Origin of the sequence: Bacillus sp. SIMBA_031, from assembly GCF_046535225.1 — a bacterium.
Classification (GTDB): domain Bacteria; phylum Bacillota; class Bacilli; order Bacillales; family Bacillaceae; genus Bacillus; species Bacillus velezensis.
The window spans coordinates 897944-920153 of record NZ_JAWRXC010000001.1 but is presented as its reverse complement, the minus strand read 5'-3'; the positions used below and the strand labels follow the sequence as shown (position 1 = coordinate 920153).

General features: G+C 46.9%; 21 protein-coding genes. 6 read left to right on the top strand and 15 right to left on the bottom strand.

All coding sequences use genetic code 11. The features are described from left to right. Positions 1 to 34: 34 nt before the first annotated feature. The 9 genes from SB724_RS04295 to SB724_RS04255 form a co-directional block, all read right to left on the bottom strand. Positions 35 to 655 carry a hypothetical protein gene (locus SB724_RS04295; RefSeq protein ID WP_265971691.1) on the bottom strand — a complete coding sequence of 207 codons (621 nt, stop codon included), beginning with the start codon at positions 653 to 655 and terminating at the stop codon, positions 35 to 37. 48 nt (positions 656 to 703) lie between these two features. After that, positions 704 to 1693, bottom strand: a complete 990-nt coding sequence (gene nrdF / locus SB724_RS04290; protein WP_130570972.1) for a class 1b ribonucleoside-diphosphate reductase subunit beta — start codon at positions 1691 to 1693, stop codon at positions 704 to 706. Between the two features lie 17 nt (positions 1694 to 1710). After that, on the bottom strand, positions 1711 to 3813 hold the full coding sequence (gene nrdE / locus SB724_RS04285) for a class 1b ribonucleoside-diphosphate reductase subunit alpha (protein WP_007611605.1): 2103 nt from the start codon (positions 3811 to 3813) through the stop codon (positions 1711 to 1713). Then, positions 3773 to 4165: a class Ib ribonucleoside-diphosphate reductase assembly flavoprotein NrdI gene (gene nrdI, locus SB724_RS04280; protein ID WP_003154061.1), complete on the bottom strand. Its 393-nt coding sequence runs from the start codon at positions 4163 to 4165 to the stop codon at positions 3773 to 3775. The genes nrdE and nrdI overlap by 41 nt, the downstream gene beginning before the upstream one ends. A 259-nt stretch (positions 4166 to 4424) precedes the next feature. After that, the gene (locus SB724_RS04275) at positions 4425 to 4640 is read right to left on the bottom strand and encodes a hypothetical protein (protein WP_003154062.1); all 216 of its coding nucleotides are present in this window, start codon (positions 4638 to 4640) and stop codon (positions 4425 to 4427) included. An 82-nt stretch (positions 4641 to 4722) separates the two neighbouring features. Beyond that, positions 4723 to 4998 carry a YmzC family protein gene (locus SB724_RS04270; RefSeq protein ID WP_007611597.1) on the bottom strand — a complete coding sequence of 92 codons (276 nt, stop codon included), beginning with the start codon at positions 4996 to 4998 and terminating at the stop codon, positions 4723 to 4725. Between the two features lie 96 nt (positions 4999 to 5094). Beyond that, on the bottom strand, positions 5095 to 5316 hold the full coding sequence (gene hfq, locus SB724_RS04265; protein WP_003154064.1) for an RNA chaperone Hfq: 222 nt from the start codon (positions 5314 to 5316) through the stop codon (positions 5095 to 5097). A 39-nt stretch (positions 5317 to 5355) separates the two neighbouring features. Then, positions 5356 to 6300, bottom strand: a complete 945-nt coding sequence (miaA, locus tag SB724_RS04260) for a tRNA (adenosine(37)-N6)-dimethylallyltransferase MiaA (protein ID WP_007410375.1) — start codon at positions 6298 to 6300, stop codon at positions 5356 to 5358. Positions 6301 to 6398: 98 nt separating this feature from the next. Continuing rightward, complete coding sequence (locus SB724_RS04255; protein WP_014417831.1) at positions 6399 to 6803, bottom strand: YmaF family protein; 405 nt, start codon at positions 6801 to 6803, stop codon at positions 6399 to 6401. A 137-nt stretch (positions 6804 to 6940) separates the two neighbouring features. Between SB724_RS04255 and SB724_RS04250 the strand changes: the two genes are divergently transcribed. From SB724_RS04250 to erbB, 3 genes are all read left to right on the top strand, one after another. Then, positions 6941 to 7216, top strand: coding sequence for a hypothetical protein (locus tag SB724_RS04250; RefSeq protein WP_373681458.1), 276 nt, complete (start codon positions 6941 to 6943; stop codon positions 7214 to 7216). A gap of 137 nt (positions 7217 to 7353) precedes the next feature. Then, positions 7354 to 7668 carry an SMR family multidrug efflux transporter EbrA gene (gene erbA / locus SB724_RS04245; RefSeq protein ID WP_410570184.1) on the top strand — a complete coding sequence of 105 codons (315 nt, stop codon included), beginning with the start codon at positions 7354 to 7356 and terminating at the stop codon, positions 7666 to 7668. A gap of 17 nt (positions 7669 to 7685) precedes the next feature. Further along, a complete protein-coding gene (erbB, locus tag SB724_RS04240) occupies positions 7686 to 8039 on the top strand; it encodes an SMR family multidrug efflux transporter EbrB (protein ID WP_007410379.1) in 354 nt (117 codons plus the stop codon). Between the two features lie 13 nt (positions 8040 to 8052). Here erbB and SB724_RS04235 read toward each other — a convergent pair whose 3' ends face one another. The 3 genes from SB724_RS04235 to SB724_RS04225 form a co-directional block, all read right to left on the bottom strand. After that, positions 8053 to 8505 (bottom strand): OsmC family protein, encoded by a 453-nt coding sequence (locus SB724_RS04235; protein ID WP_061581357.1) that lies wholly within the window; start codon positions 8503 to 8505, stop codon positions 8053 to 8055. A gap of 59 nt (positions 8506 to 8564) precedes the next feature. Next, positions 8565 to 9272: a poly-gamma-glutamate hydrolase family protein gene (locus SB724_RS04230; protein ID WP_088462097.1), complete on the bottom strand. Its 708-nt coding sequence runs from the start codon at positions 9270 to 9272 to the stop codon at positions 8565 to 8567. A 255-nt stretch (positions 9273 to 9527) separates the two neighbouring features. After that, the gene (locus tag SB724_RS04225) at positions 9528 to 9761 is read right to left on the bottom strand and encodes a hypothetical protein (protein ID WP_285979456.1); all 234 of its coding nucleotides are present in this window, start codon (positions 9759 to 9761) and stop codon (positions 9528 to 9530) included. Between the two features lie 178 nt (positions 9762 to 9939). On the opposite strand from SB724_RS04225, the gene aprX reads away from it, so the two are divergent. Both aprX and ymzB read left to right on the top strand, forming a co-directional pair. Beyond that, a complete protein-coding gene (aprX, locus tag SB724_RS04220; protein WP_410570181.1) occupies positions 9940 to 11268 on the top strand; it encodes a serine protease AprX in 1329 nt (442 codons plus the stop codon). Between the two features lie 192 nt (positions 11269 to 11460). Beyond that, positions 11461 to 11841 carry a protein YmzB gene (gene ymzB / locus SB724_RS04215; protein ID WP_410570179.1) on the top strand — a complete coding sequence of 127 codons (381 nt, stop codon included), beginning with the start codon at positions 11461 to 11463 and terminating at the stop codon, positions 11839 to 11841. A gap of 15 nt (positions 11842 to 11856) precedes the next feature. Here ymzB and SB724_RS04210 read toward each other — a convergent pair whose 3' ends face one another. After that, a complete protein-coding gene (locus tag SB724_RS04210; RefSeq protein WP_265971703.1) occupies positions 11857 to 12612 on the bottom strand; it encodes a YoaK family protein in 756 nt (251 codons plus the stop codon). A gap of 59 nt (positions 12613 to 12671) precedes the next feature. Then, positions 12672 to 13106, bottom strand: a complete 435-nt coding sequence (locus tag SB724_RS04205; RefSeq protein WP_007611576.1) for a NucA/NucB deoxyribonuclease domain-containing protein — start codon at positions 13104 to 13106, stop codon at positions 12672 to 12674. A 288-nt stretch (positions 13107 to 13394) separates the two neighbouring features. Here SB724_RS04205 and SB724_RS04200 point away from each other — a divergent pair, with 288 nt between their 5' ends. After that, positions 13395 to 14606 carry a cytochrome P450 family protein gene (locus SB724_RS04200; RefSeq protein ID WP_038460738.1) on the top strand — a complete coding sequence of 404 codons (1212 nt, stop codon included), beginning with the start codon at positions 13395 to 13397 and terminating at the stop codon, positions 14604 to 14606. A 137-nt stretch (positions 14607 to 14743) separates the two neighbouring features. Here SB724_RS04200 and SB724_RS04195 read toward each other — a convergent pair whose 3' ends face one another. Continuing rightward, the gene (locus tag SB724_RS04195) at positions 14744 to 22201 is read right to left on the bottom strand and encodes a beta-ketoacyl synthase N-terminal-like domain-containing protein (protein WP_410570177.1); all 7458 of its coding nucleotides are present in this window, start codon (positions 22199 to 22201) and stop codon (positions 14744 to 14746) included. Between the last annotated feature and the right edge of the window lie 9 nt (positions 22202 to 22210).

The window sequence follows — 22210 nt, the reverse complement described above, 5'->3', positions numbered from 1 at the left end:
CTTTCCCTTTTTTGGGACGAACAGGGGTTTTTTGTTATTGAAGTATATCGGCGACAAACTTAGACCAAGCTTCAAGACGCTGATACACATTTTCCTCTTTCAGTTCGCTCAGTTTCATCCAGCGCCCGGCGATTTGATCTTTTTCTTTCACTTCGACTTGTGCCGCAGACGCTAACTGGAGCGCAGAAAGGATGCCGATATGCACCTTCCCTACATCGTTTTCATCATCATTGATCAGGCCGAGTGTGACAATGTTTTGTTTGTCCTCCTCGCGAATGTACAGTTCTTCCGCCAGCTCCCGGTCGGTATTCTGTTTCAGCACTTCCGAAAATGAAGCCGCCCCTTCCATAGGGTTCATGTGTCCGCCGAAGCCGAGAGAAAGCTTATTATGGAGGCGCGATTCCCCTCCGCCCGCAAGCCGTTCATACACAAACACCTCATCATCGCGGCGGATGACGACATACGGAATCGGCTGTTTAAATCGCGGGTCCTCTTCCGCGTCGCCTCTTCTGATTTCAAAAAAATGTGCCTCAATTTGAGCCATAATTTTTACGATATGTTCATCCTCGCTGTTGACTCCCTGAAATGTCAGCATTTCGTTTTGAAAAACGTCACTCCGCGGTGCAGCCAAGATGATTTCATCCATTTTATTCATGCCCGTTCCTCCTGTCTTACCTCTCCATTCAAGCCAAAAGAGCAGATATTATATCTGCTCTTCTTCTTGGCCAAAGTAAAAATCTTCGTCCTTAATCGGTTCTACCGTCGCCTTTTTGTAGCCGTTCCCTTTCATGGAGAAGAAATCATGTGATTTTGTTTTGGTGTTTAATCCGTTTAATACGATCGGATTAATATCCTCTTCTTCAAAGTAAGGATCGAACCCTAAGTTCATCAAAGCTTTATTGGCGTTATAGCGGATGAATTTCTTTACATCGTGTGAGAGTCCGACTTGATCGTACAAGTCCTCTGTATATTCAAGCTCATTTTCATATAACTGATTCAGAAGGTCAATCGCAAATTCGCGAAGCTCTGCTTTTTTCTCTTCTGTCTGTTTATTATAAATTTCCTGAGCAAGGAGACCGACATACACGCCGTGAATCGCTTCGTCACGAAGGATCAGGTTAATGATCTCACCGCTTTGCATCAGTTTTCCTTGTCCGTAGAAATATAACGGATAATAGAAACCGCTGTAGAAAAGGAAGCTTTCCAGATAGACGGAAGCAACCATCGCTTTGAACAGTGAAATTTCATCATCTTTTTGAATGGCTTTGTAAAGCCCGACAATCATTTGCGCTTTTTTCTGCAAATATTTATTTTGTTTAACCCATTCAAATACTTCATTAATCGTTTCAGTCGGAGCAAGCGTCATAAAAATATTTGAATATGATTTTGCATGCACCGCGTTTTCCATCATCGCCATGAAATTAAGAACCGCTTTTCGCTGATGGCCCTCGACGTGCTCGGCCACAATCGGCATGCCCGTGTTCCCCTGCTCTGTATCAAGCAGTGTCAGGCCGGCGAGCACCTTCATGTACGTATCCTGCTCATTTTTACCCAAATACTTCCAAGTAAGAAGATCGCCGTTTAATGCGATCTCTTCCGGAAGCCAAAACTGCTTTACATTTTGGTTGTAAAACATTTGGGTGAAATCATCTTCATGCTTTGACCAGTTTGCTGCGTCATAAATTTTTGTCACTGTAAACTCTCCTTTAATCAAACGACACAAGAAAGACAGCTGTCCTGCCCTGTATCTTTCGTTCTTGCATAGTAAATGGTTTTGATGCCTCTATGGTGGGCATACAGATCAATACGGTTCAGATCACGAGTTGTCATCGTATCTTTCAAAAACAGGGTAAAGCTGATTCCCTGATCGATATGCTGCTGGATTGTCGCGATCATATCCACCACTTTGAACATGTCCATATCATAAGCTTCTTTGTAGAAGAACCAGTTATTAGACGCTAACCCCGGCATCGGGTAATACGTTTTTGAATTTCCGTATGTTCTTTCTTCGATCCGTTCCATGATCGGCATAACGGACGCCGTGCTGGATTGGACGTAAGAAATGGAGCCTGTCGGCGCGATGCACAGTCTGTAGCTGTGGTACATGCCGTTTTCAGCGACAAACGCCTTCAGCTCTTTCCAGTCTTCGATTGTCGGAATGTGCATGCCTTCAAAGAGCGCAGCGATTTTTTCGTATGCCGGTGAGAACTCTTTTTCGATGTATTTATTGAAATATTCTCCCGTTGCATAAGTGGAGCCTTCATAATGCTCAAACGTTTCGCCTTTTTCTTTCGCAAGCTCAGCTGAACGCTGGATGGAATAAAAGTTCACCATCATAAAGAACGTATTCGCGAAATCTCTTGCTTCCGGGCTTTCATACGCGATGCCGTTTTGGGCCAGGTAACCGTGAAGGTTCATGGCGCCTAAACCGATGGACTTCATCGCTTTGTTCGCGCGTCTGACTGCCGGCGCGTTGCGGATATCCGTCGTCTCAGATACATGAGTCAGGGAATCCGTCGCGAGTTTCACCGTGCGCTCAATCGATTTATGTTTCATGACATTCAAAATATTTAATGAACCAAGGTTGCAGGAAATGTCCAAGCCGATTTCGTCTTCCTCGTCATAATCTGTGTAAGCCGAAACCTGTGAGGCCTGAAGCACTTCAGAGCAAAGGTTCGAGAATTTCACTTTTGATACGTGGTTATTCGCGTGCTCTTTGTTTACGTTATCCTGGAACATAATGTACGGATAACCTGACTCAGAACGGAGAACGGCAAGCTTTTCAAGCAGTTTGCGCGCATTCACTTTTTCTTTTTTGACACGCGGGTTGTCGACAAGCTCCTCATACATCGCCGTCATGTCCATTTCGTCCATATGCTGGCCGTATTCTTTATAAATCGTATGCGGATAGAATACATAAGCCGCTTTATCCTCACGTGCAAGCTCAACGAACTTATCCGGAATGACGACACCGATAGAAAGCGTTTTGACGCGCACATCTTCATCCGCAGAAATCTTTTTCGTATCGAGAAAATCATTGATATCGCGGTGGAAAATATTTAAATACGCCGCGCCTGAGCCTTGTCTTTGGCCCATTTGGTCAGCGTAACGGAACGCATTATCAAGAAGCTTCATGACGCCTACAACACCTTTTGTGGCGTTTTCAACATCTTTAATCGCTTCACCTTTCGCGCGAAGCTTGGACAGATTAAGAGAAACCCCGCCGCCCAATTTAGACAGCTGCATGGAAATATCGATCGCCCGTGAAATATCGTTTAAGGAATCGTTGACTTCGAGCAAGAAGCAGCTCACCAGTTCTCCGCGGCGTTTTCTGCCGGCATTCAAAAATGTCGGTGTACTCGGCTGATATTCCTGATTGATCATCAGGTTTACATATTCTTTTGCTTTCTCAGTGTCGCCGTTTGCGAAGAACAGCGCAACGATTGAGATTCGGTCCTCATAACGCTCGAGGATTCTTTTCTTGTCATTCGTTTTCAAAGCATAGTCATTATAAAATTTAAACGCACTCATGAAGGAAGGAAAACGAAACTTCTTTGCGTAAGCTGTCTTAAACACTTCTTTAATGTCTTCAAAAGAGTAAAGGCTTAAGAATTCCTCTTCGTAGTATTGGTTTTCAATCAAATAATCCAGCTTCTCTTTTAAATCGTGAAAGTAAACTGTGTTTTGATTGATATAGTCAACAAAATAGCTATGTACAGCCTCTTTATCTTTATCAAACTGGAATTTTCCATCTTGTTGGATCATGATTTCGTTATTTAACTGGATCCATTTTGGCACTTGATTTTGTGACAACTCTTTCTACCTCCTGAGTAAACAATTCAACGTCTTTAGATGTGCCGCTGAGTTCAAATTTGTGCAAGATCGGCACCTGATATTGTCTTGAAATGGTATCGGCGCTTTTTGCAAAGTTATCGCCCCATACTTTGTTGCCGCTCGCAGCGACTCCTAATAAGAGATGGGCGTATTTTTCGAGAAATGATTGTGTTGATGCCGGTACCTGGCCGAAGTTTGTCGTGTAGGTGACCAAAACAAACGGAGTGTCCACGTGGTCCGTTTCGTCCACCTTGCGGATCAGCTGGAAGTCTGTTTTATTCACAAAACGCTGAACATTCCCTGTCTTTGAATCAAATATGATTTGAACCATCCTTATCACGACCTATCAAAAATAATGAATCTCTTAACACTATATATAGTATACTAACCTCTCAGAAAAACACAACATATTGAGATCGATTTATAAAAAATTCATATTTTTGAAAGAGCGGACTTTGGCTCTGGCCCGATTAACGCCCAAAAAAGAGAGCAGAACGAGAATCATCTCTCATCCTACTCAAGGTGTCATGTGTAAGCCGATGTCTATCATAACATGAAAAAAAACTGCTTAGTAGTCTAGACTTTTATTCTTATTTTTTGTAAGAATCACATTTTTTTTCGCTTTCAACGGTTTCTTCAATCTCCACATCAGCACCGATTTCTTTCAGTACGGCTTTCAGAGCGCTTGTGATGGAAGCCTCTCTGATCAGTTCTTTGCCGTCAACGATGATGCTGGTTCCATATTCATAGCAGGAATCATCTTCACAAGTTTCTTCCCAATGGTTGATTATCACCTTGTGTTTCAATCGTCTCACCCTCTGCATGATCAATGTCAGTACTTAGTGTAGCTTGTGCGGCCCGCTTTGTAAATTCGAACGCTTGTGAAATTTATTCAAGCTCATCCAGCGCCGTTTCTTTTTTCAGTTCGATTTTATTCGTTTTTTCATCATAGCGGTATATTTTTAAGTAACCGTCCTCAACGATGCCGAAACGATTATGTTCCAGCTGCACCATGCCTTCTGTCTGCGGTTCGGTATCCGTTGAACCGCCGTCATCATCCGTCACCACCGTCTCATGATTGCTGCAAGCTCCAAACAGCAAAAAAACAGCGATCCAAACGAGCGTAATCCTGATTCTTCTCAGTTCATTTTCACTTTCGAACACGATTTTCCGAACCCCCTTTTATGTTTCCGATATACAGCCTGCAATATACAGATGCGCATAGAAAAAGACCATTGTTCATGGTCTTTTTCAAAAAGTCTATTCAAGCTCAAGCTGGACGTTTTTTTGCGGGGCGAACGTGGAGATGGCATGTTTATAAATAAGCTGCTGCTTCCCCTCCGTTTCGAGCAAAACGGTAAAGTTGTCAAAGCCTTTTACCTGGCCGCGAAGCTGGAAGCCGTTGAGTAAAAACACCGTGACGAACGTATTGTCTTTTCGGATTTGATTCAAAAACTGATCTTGAATATTAATCGGTTTCATGTTTCGTCCTCCTTGGTTCTCAATACAATACTGTTTCGATTAAATTTCCAGTTTTCCTGCTATGCACTCGAAAATTTCCTTTTTTTTCTGCTCAATATCAACAGGCGGCGTCATATCTGTCCATGAAACGGGCATTTTATTGCGAAACCAGGTCAGCTGGCGTTTCGCATATCGCCTAGAATTTTGTTTTAATTGCTCCACAGCCTGAGGGAGCGGCACTTTTCCATCAAGATATTCATACAGCTCTTTATAACCGATCGCCTGAATCGATTGGCTGTCCCGGATATTCATATCATACAGCCGCTTTACTTCGTCAAGAAGGCCGGTTTCCAGCATCAGGTCAACGCGCTCATTAATCCGGCCGTACAGCACTTCTCTGTCCATTGTAAGACCGATAAGAACCGCATTGTAAAGCAGCTCCCGTTTTTGAGTTTTAAGATGCTCTGACATTGTTTTTCCCGATACATGCAGAATTTCGAGCGCGCGGATGACTCTTCGCGTATTGTTTTGATGAATGGCTGCCGCCGCTTCCGGGTCGGCTGCCGCAAGCTTGGCATGAAGCGCTTCCGCTCCTTCTTCAGCCGCCAGTTTCTCCATGCGCTCCCGGAATACAGGGTCGCCGGAGTTTTCCGTGAACGTATAGTCATACAGCACGGACTGAATGTACAGACCCGTCCCCCCGACAATCATCGGCAGCTTTCCTCTATCGGCAATCTCGGTGATTTTTCCCCTTACCATTTTCTGATAATCCGCCGTTGAAAAAGTGTCGGACGGCTCCAAAATATCAATCAGGTGATGCGGCACGCCTTCTGTCTCTTCTTCGGTGACTTTGGCCGTTCCGATGTCCATCCCTTTATATACCTGCATGGAATCTCCGCTGATGATTTCCGCATTCAGCATTTTCGCGAGTCCGATGCTTAGTTTTGTTTTTCCGACTGCCGTCGGTCCGACGAGTATGACGACAGGCTGTTTTTTATTTTTCAATATGTATCACTCTCTTTTATAAATCTCCCCCTAATTATAGCATTCATTTCTTCAGGCACCTATCCATTTTGCCCTTTTTCCTGAGCGCTAAACGTCCACTACCACCCGATCGGCTCGTTTCCGACAACCTCTCTCGTTTTTCCTTTGAGTGTATGGCGGTGCGTTTTCCGTCCTTCCTCCCGCGGATCGTAAACGACGCCTCCGTGCTGGATCTGAATCGGCTCATTGTAGGCGGCAAAGGTGGTCTCTGAAAGCTCATGGTAATGTGTTCCGTCAACCCTCGGGATGGCAGGGCCGGAAATGCCGTAATACCTATGAAAATGGCCGTTTTCAAACGAGGTGATGCCCGTATAGAAATGTGTATGCTCATCTGTATTGCTGCCATTCTCCGGCTGCGAAAAGCCTTCAATCAAATGGTAATGCCCCTGCACTACATCCGTAACCGCCCGGTATGCGTGTGTGTGCGGAGGTTTTTTTGACCAATCGGACTGATACAGGCCCACAAAAGCTCACTCCTTTATTTTTTTGATAAACGCCCAATCAAAAATTGGTGGGCTGAATACTCTGTTATCATCTCAAATTTATTCTTGGAGGTACCTTAATTATGAATGAAGAATACACATACGCAGTAGATAGTGAAATGAGACAGTTTGGGCGTCCTGGATTTGGGTTCGGACGTCCCGGATTTGGGTTTGGACGGCCGGGATTCGGCTTCGGGCGGCCCGGATTCGGATTTGGATTCGGACGGCCGGGTTTTGGATTTGGCCGGCCTTGGTTTGGTTATGGATTCGGACGGCCGTTTGGTTTTTACGGCGGACCGTTTTTCGGAGGGCTTGTCGGGGGGCTTGTCGGAAGCGCTTTATTCAATCCGTACTTGTACGGGGGTTACGGCTACGGCTATCCGTATTACTATTGAAGAATCAAAAAGGCTCCTCCCCGGGGGCCTTTTTGTATAGGCCTAATGTCTTGACTTAGCGGGCAAAGTTCGGATATTATTTTATTTTACTGCCTTAAACAAAAGGCATAAGGATTATGATGAGAGGGGGATTTGATATGATTCTGGGTTATATCTTCCTCACAATTGCTATTTTATCAGAGTCAATCGGCGCGGCCATGCTGAAGGTCTCCCGCGGATTTACGCGGTTTTTGCCGAGCGCGCTTGTAGTGGCAGGCTATTCATTGGCCTTTTATATGCTTTCACTGACACTGAATCTCATTCCGCTCAGCTTATCCTATGCAACATGGAGCGGAGCCGGAACGGTGCTCGCATCCATTATCGGAGCGAAATGGTTTCATGAAAAACTGGACAAGCATGCCGTCATCGGGCTCTTTTTCTTATTGGCCGGTGTCATTTTGATGAATTGTTAGAAAGGAGAGGCATGCTGATGAAAGGATTACTTTGCTTGGCATTAGCCATTGTATCAGAAGTGTTCGGGAGCACGATGCTGAAGCTGTCGGACGGTTTTACGCACTTATGGCCCGCTCTCGGCGTCATTGCCGGAATCGGAGCCTCTTTTATGTTTTTGAGCTTCTCATTGAAAAGCCTTGATTTATCCGCCGCATACGCGACATGGTCAGGTGTCGGCACCGCTTTAACGGCAATTGTCGGCTTTTTTGTTTTTAAGGAGGCCATGACAGTCAAAATGATGATCGGGCTTGTTTTGGTCATCACGGGCGTCATCCTGCTGAACCGTTCCAAGTCTCAAAAAGCTAAAAAAAATCAAACGGCCCGGAGCTGACCGTTTGAACTCGTCAAGCGCGGACAGCTTTTACTTCAACCTCAAGCTCCATCTCCACGTTTCCTTGGACCGCTCGTGAAATCATACACGAGGACTCCGCTTTCTGCGCTAACTTCCTGGCGAGCGTAAAGTCCGTTTCGGCTGCATCCGGCTTTAATAATATAAACGGACGGTGAATGATTTTCTGGTACGTGAACACACCGTTCGTGACGTCTACAATTCCTTCAGATTCCATATGTAGATCTTCTTTATCCAGGCCGCTTCTTTCCATCATCGCCGCAAGCGTTATAATATAACAGGTCGCGGCCGCTCCAAGCAGCATTTCATCAGGATTTGTGCCTTCTCCGGGTCCGTCCATTTCCTTAGGAATGGACACAGCCGTTTCCAGCCGGCCGCTTTTAATATCGCCGACGTCATTGCGATTTCCGGGCCAATTTGCTTTTAAATAAAAGTGATGTTTTGCCAAGGGACAAACCTCCTTTTTTTCAGTTTACTCATCTTTCACTCGTTTGTCTTTTTTTAAGCTCACGAATACTCTTGATTGATCACTCTTTTTATCGTACGGACAAACCGGTAAAATTCCTCCGTTTTTGTGAATTCCCTTTCGCGATAATCAAAATTATCAAAAAACGCTTCCCGCTGTTCTCTGCTGATCTCAAGCTGTATGCTCAGCCCGGTTTGCGCCTGGTTATTGATATTTTCGGTGTTAACCCCGGCCAGACCGGTTTTTGAGGTTGCCAATTCTGCAGAAAATCCGTTTCGTTCGAGAGCTCTCACCAATTTTTTCGCCCGCTTCCGATCGCTTCCTCCGACAAGAGTATTTTTCTCGTCGCCTTTATAACCGTGCACTGCGATAACATAATGGTGCTGCTTAATGCTTTCGACTGCTGAAGGCTCATCGAACTTGGTGCTCGTAATATGAAGAGTCTGGTTATCATGCGTTTTTAATCCCTCAAACAGGTAGGTTGAATAATCATCGCTGAAAGAGCGGACGATCTCGCTCACCCCGCCCTCAATTCTCCCTCCGTGCGGCGACATGATCAATACGGGGCTCCCCTTTCGCTTATTGTACGATATATGATAATCATCGGGGTCTTCATGTTCAGCCAAATCTTTAAAATCTGTGTATGTATCAGAAGAATTCGAGGGATCAGGATCTGACGCATAATGAGCACATCTTATTAGTAAGACCATTGCTACGATAATGATGACATTAAGTAAAATTCTTTTCATCAGCTCTCCTTCTTTGCTCCTTTCTGAAAAATGACATGTTCATTATATGGATTTTTGTCAATAGGTCTTATCTTAACATTCTATTAACATTATCATCAGTGAAAAACTTCCCGGTTTCGAAAAATCAATGGATTGTCACGGTTCAAGCGCTCAAATGCCGGGCATCAGTGAAAAAAGGTTGAGAGAGGGCAAAAAAAAAGGGAGGAACGCCCGAATTTTCAGGGGCGGGAGATTCACAGCCGGAAACGGACGGCATCAAGAATACGCTTTTAAAAATGAATATCCGCCTCCCGAAGCAAATGCACAGGACAGAATGGAGCCCGTCAAAAAAGTTCTCACCTGCCTTTTTGTACAGCAAAATGCCGTTACAGCCCGCTCATCCCCTTTTTTTATAATAATGGTCCGTTTTGAAATGGAGCCGTCTTTTTTCATATATATAATATCAATCGGAAGCTGTTTTTCCAAGGAATGTCTCAATATTATGTTCATGTATATACCTCCTTCCGCCGGCTTCATCATAAACGAACGAACGTTCTCTCTCAACTCGATTTCTTCTCCTGAAAAAGCCGCAAGTAACCAGCGCTCCTGAAGGACAAACAAACTGACCGAACATACGGCCTGTTCATATGGTATAGAGAGAATCGCCAGAATGGGAGGAAAAGTATATATGTTTGGTTACTCAATGGTACAAATGGTGCGGTCAAATGCTCATAAGCTGGACTGGCCGCTCAGAGAAAACGTATTACAGTTATATAAACCTTTCAAATGGACACCTTGCTTTTTGCACAAGTTTTTCGAAAAAAAGGTGAAAAACAGAAAGAAAATGTCAGTCATCATTGAATTTGAAGAGGGCTGCCATGAATCCGGTTTTCACAGCACAGGACAGGTCTTATCAAAAGAAAAACGCTGCACCATAAAAAAGCAGTTTCAAACAATCAATTGCTGCAGCGCCGAAGTCACTCCGTCCGCCCTTCACATGCTTCTTTCGCAATGCCGGGATATCCGTAAAATCTATTTAAACCGTGAAGTAAAAGCGCTCCTTGATACGGCAGCTGAATCGTCTCATGCAAAAGAAGTGACCCGTAACGGCACCCTATTAACAGGAAAAGGCGTAACCGTTGCCGTTATTGATACCGGAATCTATCAGCATCCCGATTTAGAAGGCAGAGTTATCGGATTTGCGGACTTTGTCAACCAAAAGACAGAACCGTATGACGACAACGGGCACGGCACCCATTGCGCCGGTGACATCGCAAGCAGCGGCGCTTCATCTTCCGGTAAATATCAGGGGCCGGCGCCGGAAGCCGATCTGATCGGAGTCAAGGTTTTAAACAAATCAGGATCAGGAACCTTGGCTGATATCATTGAAGGTGTGGAATGGTGTATACAATATAATAAAGAACACACAAAGAATCCGATCAGAATCATCAGCATGTCACTGGGCGGAGATGCGCTCAGATATGATAAAGAAACGGACGACCCGCTCGTCAAGGCCGTTGAAGAGGCATGGAATAAAGGAATCGTCGTCTGCGTCGCCGCGGGCAACTCCGGTCCGGAAGCTCAAACGATTTCAAGCCCCGGTGTCAGCGAGAAGGTCATCACGGTAGGCGCCTATGATGACAATAATACAGCCGGCAATGAGGACGATACGGTCGCTTCATTCTCAAGCCGCGGCCCGACGGTGTACGGAAAAGAGAAGCCTGACATTCTTGCACCCGGGGTCGATATCGTATCTCTCCGTTCTCCGCGTTCATACCTTGACAAATTACAGAAATCAAATCGTGTAGGCTCCTTGTATTTCAGTCTGTCGGGCACGTCCATGGCCACTCCGATCTGTGCTGGCATTGCCGCCTTAATCCTTCAGCAAAACCCGCAGCTTTCGCCTGACGAAGTGAAAACATTGATCAAACAAAGTCCGGATCAATGGACAAATGAAAATCCGAACATTTACGGAGCGGGCGCAGTGAACGCTGAAAACGCCGTGCCGAAAGAGTAACCTTTTTATCATGAGAACGGGGTCGTCTGCACCTGCAGATGACTCCGTTTTTCAGGTGAACAGATGAAACATTTATAATGAAGGAACTCGGAATGCTTCAGAACCGGCTGTCAGAAAAAAAGATCAATGCAAGGCAGTGTATTTCTAAAAAAATAGGGAATAAGTATGGTGTAGATAAAAGGAGGAATCACAATGGCACTTACAAACACCGAATTGTCTGAATGGCTGCAAAAACAGATCGGACAAACGCTTGATATCAGAAAAGGAGAGCTGACAGACAGCCGAAACGAGATTTCTGATATGGACCAGATCATGCTTCACCTTGATGATGTTCTCGTCCGCCGGACAAACCATCCCGATGACTATGTAGCAGACGAAGAGCTCGTCTTAAAAGGGCACGGCACAACCTATACGGAGGAAGGAAATGTCCCGCTTCCTCAAGATGCGTATGAAATCCCTCTGCTCGGCGATATTACCATCCAAAAGGAGCAAGACGGATTAAAGGTACATACAGATCGGGCCGTTTATACAATCGGGACCCGGAAAGAGCAACAAAAAGAAAAAACGCCCTGAACCAGCGGCGTTTTTTTATTGGTTTTTTTCTTCAGAATATCCGTGGAACATCGTGAATGCGCAAAGCATAATGCCTAAAATAATGATAATCGGAAGCCAGATCACGGCAAACTTATAATCCGGTTCGGCAAAAGCGCCGATGACCGCCCCAAAGCAATACAGCACCAAGGCAAGCGCGCGCAAAACAGCATCTCTCGTAAACTGCTTCCGCTTGTCCGCTTTGTAAAACCTTGCGGTGAGATCTTCAAAAAAATTAGCGAGCGTTCCCGTTAATACGGTCGTGGAAATCCCCGCTACACCAAGTTTTCTCGCGGCTGTCGTCTGCATTCCCATTGCGAAGCTGAGCAGCATAATCAGCACATAAACAGAAATGGCATCTGCAAAAAAGCAGGAGAACAAAGCAAACAGCAGCAAAACAGCTCCTTCAATAGCAAAAGCGGCAGTTACCGCAGAGGGCCAGAATGATTTCTTTTTATTGCCCACAAGCAGGGCCGCGGCAATAACGCCGGCAATAAATCCGATTAACGAGGTTAACGATTTGAGTACGGCAAGGTGCCATGAGTTGCCGATCGCCAGGCCGAACAGAACGATGTTCCCCGTCATATTGGCGGTAAAGATATGTCCCAGGCTTAAATAACCGATCACATCCACAATTCCCGCTGTTAAACAAAGAAGTAAAAGTGCAATATTTCGGTATGTAGTCACTGTCAATGTGATCCAATCCTTTCTCATGCTGATTCCAACATATAAGTTTACTCTTTGCCATTTCATATGTCCAGCCGGCGTGCCGCTTTTTCAGAGCATAAAAAAACTCCGGCGAACCGGAGAAGCTACTGAACGATAAATAGTACTCTCGTGCCGTCGGAGTATCCGCTCATTTGATTTCCAACCCATGAACCGGCCCCGCGGTTATCCGACGGGGTTACATATCTGATATCAGCCCCCGCCCCGCCTTCTGTGCAGACTGCCATGGGCCATTCATCACGGTCAAACCCGGGCTTTGTCGGAATTCCTTTCAATGATTCTTTCCTTCTATTCTCCGCTCCGCCCCGATCAATTGTACAAATCTCAGAATGACCTGCCGAAATGGCGTCTTTTATATGATTTCCCGTCTCCGGATATTTTGACAGCGGGAAATACAGCACCTGATCGTATCGGGATGCGGCACGAGCAGCACTGTCCGAATGGATGCCGGCGCCCGTAAGACCGAACTGAAGAGAGATCACCAAAAGCAGACTTGCCGCCCATTTCATAAACGCATTCATTCACATCCTCCTTAAGAAGTTGATATGAAGCGTAAATATGTATATTAGCCGGATTTAACACACATGATGAAATGGAAAAAAAAGTTTGCTGTTTTGTTGATAATCAACGAAAATGGCGGCTTTACGATTTGTCTATTGAACCGGCTTCTGTTTCCTTATATATTTTAGACATACTTATGAGCCGTTGTGATCAGTGTCTTCGGCAGATAAAAGGAGGAATGCCGTCCGGTCGGCAGGCACCGGCTGTTTGTTATGTCTTTTCAAAAACATGAAGGCGGGGAAATCCAGATGGAAAAAACAATGTTTCACCCACACTCACCCGAGTTTCACGAAAACCCTTTTGCGGTTTTAAGCAGATTCAGAGAGCAGGACCCCATACATAAATTCGAACTGCAGCGTTTCGGAGGCACCTTTCCGGCTTGGCTCATCACGCGTTATGATGATTGTATGGCGTTTTTAAAAGACGGCAGAATTACGAGAGATGTAAAACGGGTCATGCCGAAGGAGCTGATCGCGAAGCTGAATGTCAGTGAAGATATCGATTTTGTCTCAGAGCATATGCTGGCAAAAGACCCCCCGGATCATTCACGTCTTCGATCTTTGGTGCATCAGGGGTTCACTCCCCGGATGATTGAGCAGCTTCGCACCGGGATAGAGCAGATCACAGAAGAGCTGCTGGATGAAATGGAAACAAAAGCAGACCCTGATATCATGAGAGATTTCGCCGCACCGCTTCCGTTTATCGTCATTTCCGAGCTGCTCGGAATTCCGAAAGAGGACCGCGCCAAATTTCAAGTGTGGACAAACGCAATGGTCGACACGTCAGAAAGCGGACAAGATGCGACCAACCAGGCTCTCAAAGAATTTAAACAATATATGAAAACACTGATCGAAGAAAAAAGAAAACATCCGGGTGAAGACTTGACGAGCAAGCTTATTTACGCTGAAGAGGACGGCCAAAAGCTGAGTGAATCAGAGCTGTATTCCATGCTGTTTTTGTTAGTCGTTGCCGGGCTTGAAACAACGGTTAACCTTCTTGGCTCCGGCACCCTGGCGCTTCTTCTGCACAAAGACCAGATGGAGAAGATAAAGCGGCAGCCCGAAGATATCCAGACGGCGGTCGAAGAGCTTTTGCGTTATACCTCTCCCGTCATCATGATGGCGAATCGATGGGCGATTGAAGATTTCACTTATAAAGATGTTTCTATTAAAAAAGGTGATATGATATTTATCGGCATCGGTTCAGCCAATCGGGACCCGGAATATTTTGATGATCCTGATACATTAAATATAGCGAGAACACCGAACCGTCATATTTCTTTTGGATTCGGCATTCATTTTTGTCTCGGGGCTCCGCTCGCCCGGATGGAAGCATCCATTGCCTTTACCGCGCTTTTAAAACGGTTTCCGAATATAGAGCTGAAAGGCGCGCCCGAGGATGTAACATGGAGAAAAAATGTGTTTTTGAGAGGGCTTGAAACATTGCCTGTCAGATTTTAATATCGCCCCCCCTTGTTTATCGGGGGTTTTTTTAATGTCTTATAAACGGAAATCAATATGACATTGAAGATTTAGTACATAGTTAATTTAGTTCTATATAGATAAAAAAGCGGCCGGATTGCTCCGGCCGTTCTCTATTACCGTTTTACCAACTCATTTGTTTCGTCCAGCTTTTTTCTGAAAGATTTAAGGAAATTTGCGCTTATCGTTCCTTTGTTTGCGTACAGTTTTTCGCAGAATGCTTTAATGGCGTTTTGCGGCTTTGGTTCCGACAGCATTGTGACATGATTGGAAGAGTGAACGTCCAGCAGGTGAAACTGTTTCATCTGGCGTTCCCATTCTTTCCAATACGCATCTTGGTCTAACGGAATTTGTTCTTCCTCTGCTGTCAGATAACGTTCAAGATCTCCGAGGAACAAACCGCTTTTATTACGGAAGTAGTAGCATTGCAGCGCTTCCGGATGAGGCAGCGGCTTCATGTCATACTCTTCCATTCCGTAAGCGAGCTGCGTCTTCATCATTTGCTCCAGCTGCATCCGGATCGCTTCTTCGGATTTTGGCAGACCGCGCTTTTTGGCAAGGCCGATCAATTCTTTCAATACCTCTTCTTCCTCAGCCTGGACGGTAATGTCTTCTCTGCTGATTAATGCCTCTTCAAGGTTTTCAGGCTTAAGATATGCTGTAAGCATCGTATTGATCGTTTGCAGCATGACTGACTTAACAGATGGTTTTCTTTCTTTCCATTTATCACTGTACGGGGTGTCGATCATGACGGCGCTTTTTACCGTATGACCTTCCTCCTGCAAGAGGCGCACGGTTTCGTATGCAAGCATTCCGCCCAAGGAATATCCGCCGAGGTCATAAGGGCCTTTCGGCTGTACCGCTTGGATGATTCTCATATAAGAAGCGGCCGTCTCTTCGATTCCTTGCAGCGGCTCTTTCCCTGTCAAACCTCTTGCCTGGATGCCGTAAAAAGGTCGCTGACTCTTTTTCGCGAATGGCTGGTATGCTTCAACGCCTCCCGTTCCGCCGTGAAACCAAAAAACAGGACGGCCTTTTTCTCTATCATTCAGCTTGACGAGTTCGGGAAAATTTCGGCCCGCCTCCTGCGATTGGTTCGTTTTTAACAGCATGCTAATCTCCTGAACAGTGCTGCATTTCTGAAAAGCCTCCAGACTGATGCGGCTGTCTCCGCCCTCAAGTTTTTTCAGCAGCTGAATAGAGGAGATTGAATCGAAGCCGTATTCAGTCAGCGGCTTATTTTGATCCATTTCCGCTGGCTCCATCCCCAAAATGTCTGCCACAATGTCAGCTGCGCTCTCTCGGCGGATCTGAGGATTCTGTGAAACCGGTGCAAGGCTGATGTCTTCTGGCTGACCGCCATTCCAATACTTATGGTTTTCAAAAGGATATGTCGGAAGCGGCACTCTTTGAACAGATTTGCCTTGGTGGAGTCTGCCCCACGGTATATCCGCACCTTTCACCCAGCAAAATGCAAGCTTTTCCAGATTGTTTTCAGCCAATAGCGTCTCTGTGACGACTGTACCGAGAGTCCCTTCCAGTAAAACGCCGATATCTCCTGATCCAGTCTGCTGACTGCCTGTAAAGAAGCTTTTCATTCCATTGCTTTCTTCGGAAAATGCTCTGTACTCTTTCAGTTTTTCCAGCAATTCATCTTGATTGCGGGCAACGAGTGCCAGGCGGCAGTTCATCGCCTCACGGCCGGTCTGAAGCGTATAAGCAATATCCCGCAATGACGGAGTATCTCCAGTTTGCACAAAATCAGCCAGCTGACCTGCGGCCGCCTTTAGGCGCCCTTCGCTCTTAGCAGAAAGCACGATAAGCTGCGGTTCACACGCAGATTCTGTGTCTTTATGGCTCAGGCTGTACTGTTCCAAGACGACATGCGCATTCATGCCGCCGAAGCCATAGCTGTTAATTGCGGCCCGGCGCGGAATCGGTCTGCCCGTATGGTCGGTGAGCTGTGTCCATTCCTGATTGTCTTCGGTGAAACGGAAGCGGCTTTTCTGAATGGCCATTTGCTCATTTGCAGCTGTAAATCCGGGAATGCCCGGGATGGTATGATGCTTCATGGCCATCGCCACTTTTATAAGGGCGGCCAGTCCGGAAGCGAGTTCGCCGTGCCCGATGCAAGGTTTCACGGTGCTGATATAACAAGGCGCGCTTTCCTCTTGATTTGCAGACTCGCCGTAACCCGCTTTGATTGCATTAAACTCCAGCGCATCTGCCATTTCGGAGGCAATGCCGTGCGCTTCAATATAAGTGACGGTTTGCGGATCAACATCGGTGTCTTCGTACGCTTTTTTCATCGCGGCCTTCATTCCCGCCGGATTCGGTGCGTGAAGCGACATGCCTTTACCGCCGTGAGACACTCCTGTTCCTTTAATGACCATGTGAATATGATCGCCGTCTTCAATTGCCGCCTCAAGCGGTTTGATGATGATCACGCCCGCCCCTTCGCTTCTGACAAAGCCATCGGCATCTTTTTGGAACGATTTCGCCCGGCCGTTTTTGCTTAAATATCCCATTGAGTCAAAACCGATAAAGCCCTTCGGCGATTGCAGAATATTGGCGGCCCCCACGACAGCCTGCTCACATTCGTTATGACGGATTGATTGAACCGCCCTGTGCAATGCCACCAGCGTTGACGTGCAGGCAGCCTCGTAATATTCACTCGGTCCTTGTAAATTCAAGGCATATGATATTCTGTTCGGAATGATGGACGGGATGGCTGTTCCATTGTTCGGATCGCTGTTGCCCGCGGCAACGAAAACGCCTGTCGGTCTGCTTGATAATTCCTTATTTGTCAGGCCCGCATCCTCCATTGCCTTCCATGTATGCATCAAAAGCAGAAATTGCTCCGGCCCCATTTGTGATGCCTCTTTAGGGGAAATTCCGAAAAAGAGCGGGTCAAATTCGCCGACACCGTCAATAAAACCGCCCCATCTGAGACTCGTGTCATTCTCATCACCGGCGTAACGGCGCCAGTCCCAGCGGTCCGCCGGAATTTCGGTAATACAGTGATCCCCGTTTACGATGTGCTCCCAAAAAGACTGGATATCCGGGGATTGCGGAAACTGAGCTGACATACCGATAATCGCGATTCCTTGCTTGATATCGGCGTTATCACAAGGCGGATGCTGTTTCTTCGGTAAAGTGCGCTCTTCTGTTTCCGTGACCCTGGCCTCTTCTGAATGCTTATGATCGGCAAGCAGTTGAGAAAACTTGCTCTCATATGCTGACGCGAAGTGGCGGGTCAGCTCCTCCGCGGTCGGATACTCGAAAAACAATGTTGGATTCACATCGATGTCCGCCTCTTGGCCGATCTCTTTTGTCAGCCCGATCAGGCTCGCTGAATCAAGTCCCAATTCCATGATATTTGCGTCAGAACGAAGAGATGGCGCGGGTTCATCCATCATCTTGGCGAGCTTGCCAAGGACGTAGCTGCGGATATCATCTGTCAGACTGCCGGCAAAAATCGGTGCTCCCGCATTCTTCACAGCCGTTCGGGCCGGCTGATTTATCTGTTCGGTTTTCGGGCGGAACCGTTTCAGGGCATAGCCTTCAAAACGCATCACCACTTCCGATCGCCTGCTGATGACATCTGCGTTAATCAGAATCATTTCCCCCGTTTGTTTGGCCAGCTTGATGTGCAGCCAGCAATCGGTAAGATCTTCCGGGCTGCTGAAGGTGACGGAATTAATGCCGAACGGCAGATAGCTTTCCGCCTCCGTTTGGTCCAATAAAGAAAGCGAGGCCAAGTAAGCAGTGTTGGCGATTAATGGATTTACGGCATAATGATGCGCTTGTTGTGAGTCGCTATTGTTCAGGTTCACTTTCGCTAAAACGGCATCAGAGCCTTTGTACAGGCGGGTGATCGTTTTAAATTCTTCTCCCCACACGACAGTTCCCGTTCCGTCTCCGTATAACTCATCTATCCGGCCCACTTCCCGGTAAGAGCGCTGAATGGCCGCCAGATCCGCGTGCTGCTTTTGAAACGGATACGGGCTGCACTCGGCATACGCCGCTATGCTCCAATCAGGGGACGTGCGGCTGCGGTGCATTATGCTCAGTTCAAATCCATCCCCGTTTTGTTTCGATTCTGTTTTCAGCTCGATGCGATCGCCTTTTTTTACGGTAATGGGGCTCGCGTAATTCAGTTTTTTAATTTGTCCTCCTTCCGCTTCAGGAAAAAGATCACAAAAATGATCGACTGCCAGACTGTTATATGTAGCGCCGACGAGTACCGGTTCTCCGCTGAATTGATGCCCTTTCACGTATGGGTCGTCATCACTGTATACCGCCTGAACGCCGGCAGCGTTTTCTGATTCACCGAATTGAAAAGAAGTCCCGTGGTCAAAAGCGTAGGCCGGCAGATGAACGGCGTGCTCTTGCTGCAACTGATCAAACGCGATATTCTCTCCTTTTTCCCATTGCCGCGCACGCCGGCCAATATCAGGATCGGAGAAATTGAGATTCCGCTGATCCATGCGGTAAGCGGCCAGCTTTTCCAACAGTTCCTGAACGGAAGCAGCCGTAAATGCCGCCCGATACTCCGAATGATGCGTTCTTTTTTGCAGCGCAGATGCGATGGCGGCCGGATGAAGAGATGGCGTCTTTTCTAAGAAGGCCGCCAGTCTCTCAAGATAGGCTTCAAAACTCCATTTTGTTTTCGCTGACACAGGGAAAATATATTCCTCATCGCCGTGACGGGCCTGATCGGAATTCGGGCTGATATATTCTTCTACGATGAGATTTGCATATGCCCCGCCTGCCCCGAAGGAATTGATCATGCTTCTCCGCGGTATGTTGTCCCCCGTTTCGGCATCCCTCATACGCTCCCAATACTCGGTTTTTTCCTGCAGGTAAAAAGCCGTTTGTTCAAGCGCGATATTCGGGTTTTGCGGTTTTGCATTAATGGTTGGAACTAATGTTTCCCGCTCCATTTGCAGCAGCACTTTCGCGAGCTGGGACATGCCGGAGGCCGCCTCTAAATGGCCGAGATTTGACTTGACGGATCCAAGCGCGCAAAATCGTTTTTTATCGGTATATTGCGCGAACGCATTTGTCAGGGCAATGACCTCAATCGGATCTCCCAATACAGAGCCGTTTGCCGCTGATTCAACATAACTGATTGTTTCCGGATTGATTCCCGCCTTGTCAATGGAAGCCGCCATGAGCTTCGCCTGCTGTTTCGGATCCGGAGCCGTGTACATCTGCCTTCCGCCGCTATGGCACAACGCGCTGCTTTTAATGACCCCGTAAATATGGTCTTTGTCAGCAACCGCTTTGGCGAGCGGCTTCAAGAGCACCGCCCCGACTCCTTCTCCCGGCATCAGGCCCGTGCCGGTTCCGAAGCTTTTGCTCTCACTTCCCTGTTCAAGCAAATTCGCCCGTTCGAGCGCATCATATTTAGACGGTTCAAGCGTGAGATTGACCCCTCCGGCAATCGCCATGGAACAGCTGTTAAGCTTCAGGCTTTCACAGGCGAGATGAATGGCGCTCAGTGAGCTGGAGCATGCGGTCGTAACGCCCATGCTCGGACCCGTTAAATTGAAAAAGTGGGAAATGCGGTTGGCGATATGCCAATCCCCTCCGTTAGAGCTGAGCGCGGCTTTTTCCAATGACGGGATATTCCAGAAATATTGATTGTACATACTGCCCATAAATACACCGATGCCGCTGTCTGATTCCTGCCATTCGTTTACTCTTTCTAACGAGTAACCGCCGTTTTCAAATGTTTCCCATACGGTTTCTAAGCTTAGACGGAGCTCAGGCGTCATCTCCATCACATGGTCTTCCCGCATGTCAAACAAGTGATGGTCAAAAGCGTCAATATGCTGCAGAAATCCGCCGTACCGTGTTTTGCGTTCTTCTTTTCGTGTTTCTTTTGCCATTGTTTTCAGAAGACCGGACTTCCATCTGTTTTCCGGGGCTTCCGTAATACAGCTGTCTCCGGCTTTTAAATGTTCCCACAGCTCATCGAGCGTTTCAGACTCGGGATAGCGGCCGCTGATGCCGATAATGGCAATATCGTCACGATCAGAACGATTATTGGTGACGGTTTCTGTTTCCGGCATTAGCTCTTTCGGTTCTTTTGGTTCAGTGATAAATCGCCGCGTTTCCGTGACAAGCGGTACGGGTTCATTCATTGCGGGTTCCGGATTCTTTGTTTCAGTAGGCGCTTGTTCGGCTCCGAATGCCTGCTGCAGCTTATCTGGGTAAGTTTCAAGCAAATATTCGGCAAGTTCTTTCGTATTCGTGTGTTCAAATAAGATCGTTTTCGGCAGCTCGCCCGTCAATGTTTCCAGTTCGCGGATAAAATTCACCTGCAAAATGGAGTCGACGCCGTATTTTTCAAAGCTGGTTTCCGGCTGAATGCGCTCGGGAGCAAGCTTTATGGATTTGGCTAACGTTTCTTTTATAAATTGCACGGTCCTGTCTGTGACTGAGAAAGCCGGTGCTGTGAAATCAGCCGGCTCTTTGGAAGCCGCAGTTTCTTCAACCGCCTGCGCGTCCGGCTGCTTTTGCCTGATGACGCCGTCGCTTTCTGCCGCCACGATCTGCTGGCCGAGGTGATGTGACGATTCCGCCATAAATGTAACGTACCGATATCCCTCGCTTTCCAGCGCAGACTGCCACGCTTCAGGATACAGCCCCGGGCATCCGGGAATGCGCAGTTTGGCGTCTTCATACAGCCACCAGCCTTCCAAAAGGCCGAATGTCAGATGAGAATAAACCGAATGGCTGCTGATCTCATTTAATAGCAAAATCCCATTCTTCTTAAGCACCGCTTTGGCATTGCGAAGTGTCCGCCGAATATTTTTTGTCGCGTGAAGCACATTTGCCGCAATTACCGCGTCATATGCGCCCGCCTCTATACCCTGCAAAGCCGGGGGCTCTTCCACATTAAACCGCTTATAAGTCAAATACGGATTCTCGGGACCGTATTCTTTTTCAGCATGCATGAAAAAGGCCTTTGACAGATCGGTGTAGCAATATTCTTTCACATGATGTTTGTACTCTTTTAATCTTTTGAAAACGGCCGCGCTCGTCCCGCCCGTCCCCGCTCCGATCTCTAATATCCGGATTTCCGCGTTCGGGTCTTCTTTCAGGCGTTCTTCAATGAAAGCCGTCAATGTGTCAGCGAGCACCTCATTAAAGTAGTCTGCCGTTTCATTGTTTTTATAGATTCCTTCAACCAATTCCATTGAGGAATCAGGAAACAGAACATCAGTGGCAGAAACTCTGCCGGATAAAATATCCGGCAAAGCTCTGAGAGCGGTCTCCACTAAGGTGATCATCGCCTGTTTGCTGCTGTCCTTGAGTAAAGGAGCTTTCTTTTCATCCCATTCTTGCCACAGCACGTCCGCACGCTCTATCGGACCCGTTAACACATACGTACTGCCTGACTGTTTCAAAAAGCCTTTTTGCACCAAGATGGTGATGCTTTCTTCCAGCCACCTGCCGTAAAACCCCTGCATGACAGGCTGCGTTTCGTTTTCCGTAAAAAATCCGACAGATTTCAGCTGGCCTGCCAATAGTTTGTAAAGAAGATCTTCAGTGTTTTGCAAAGCCGTCCC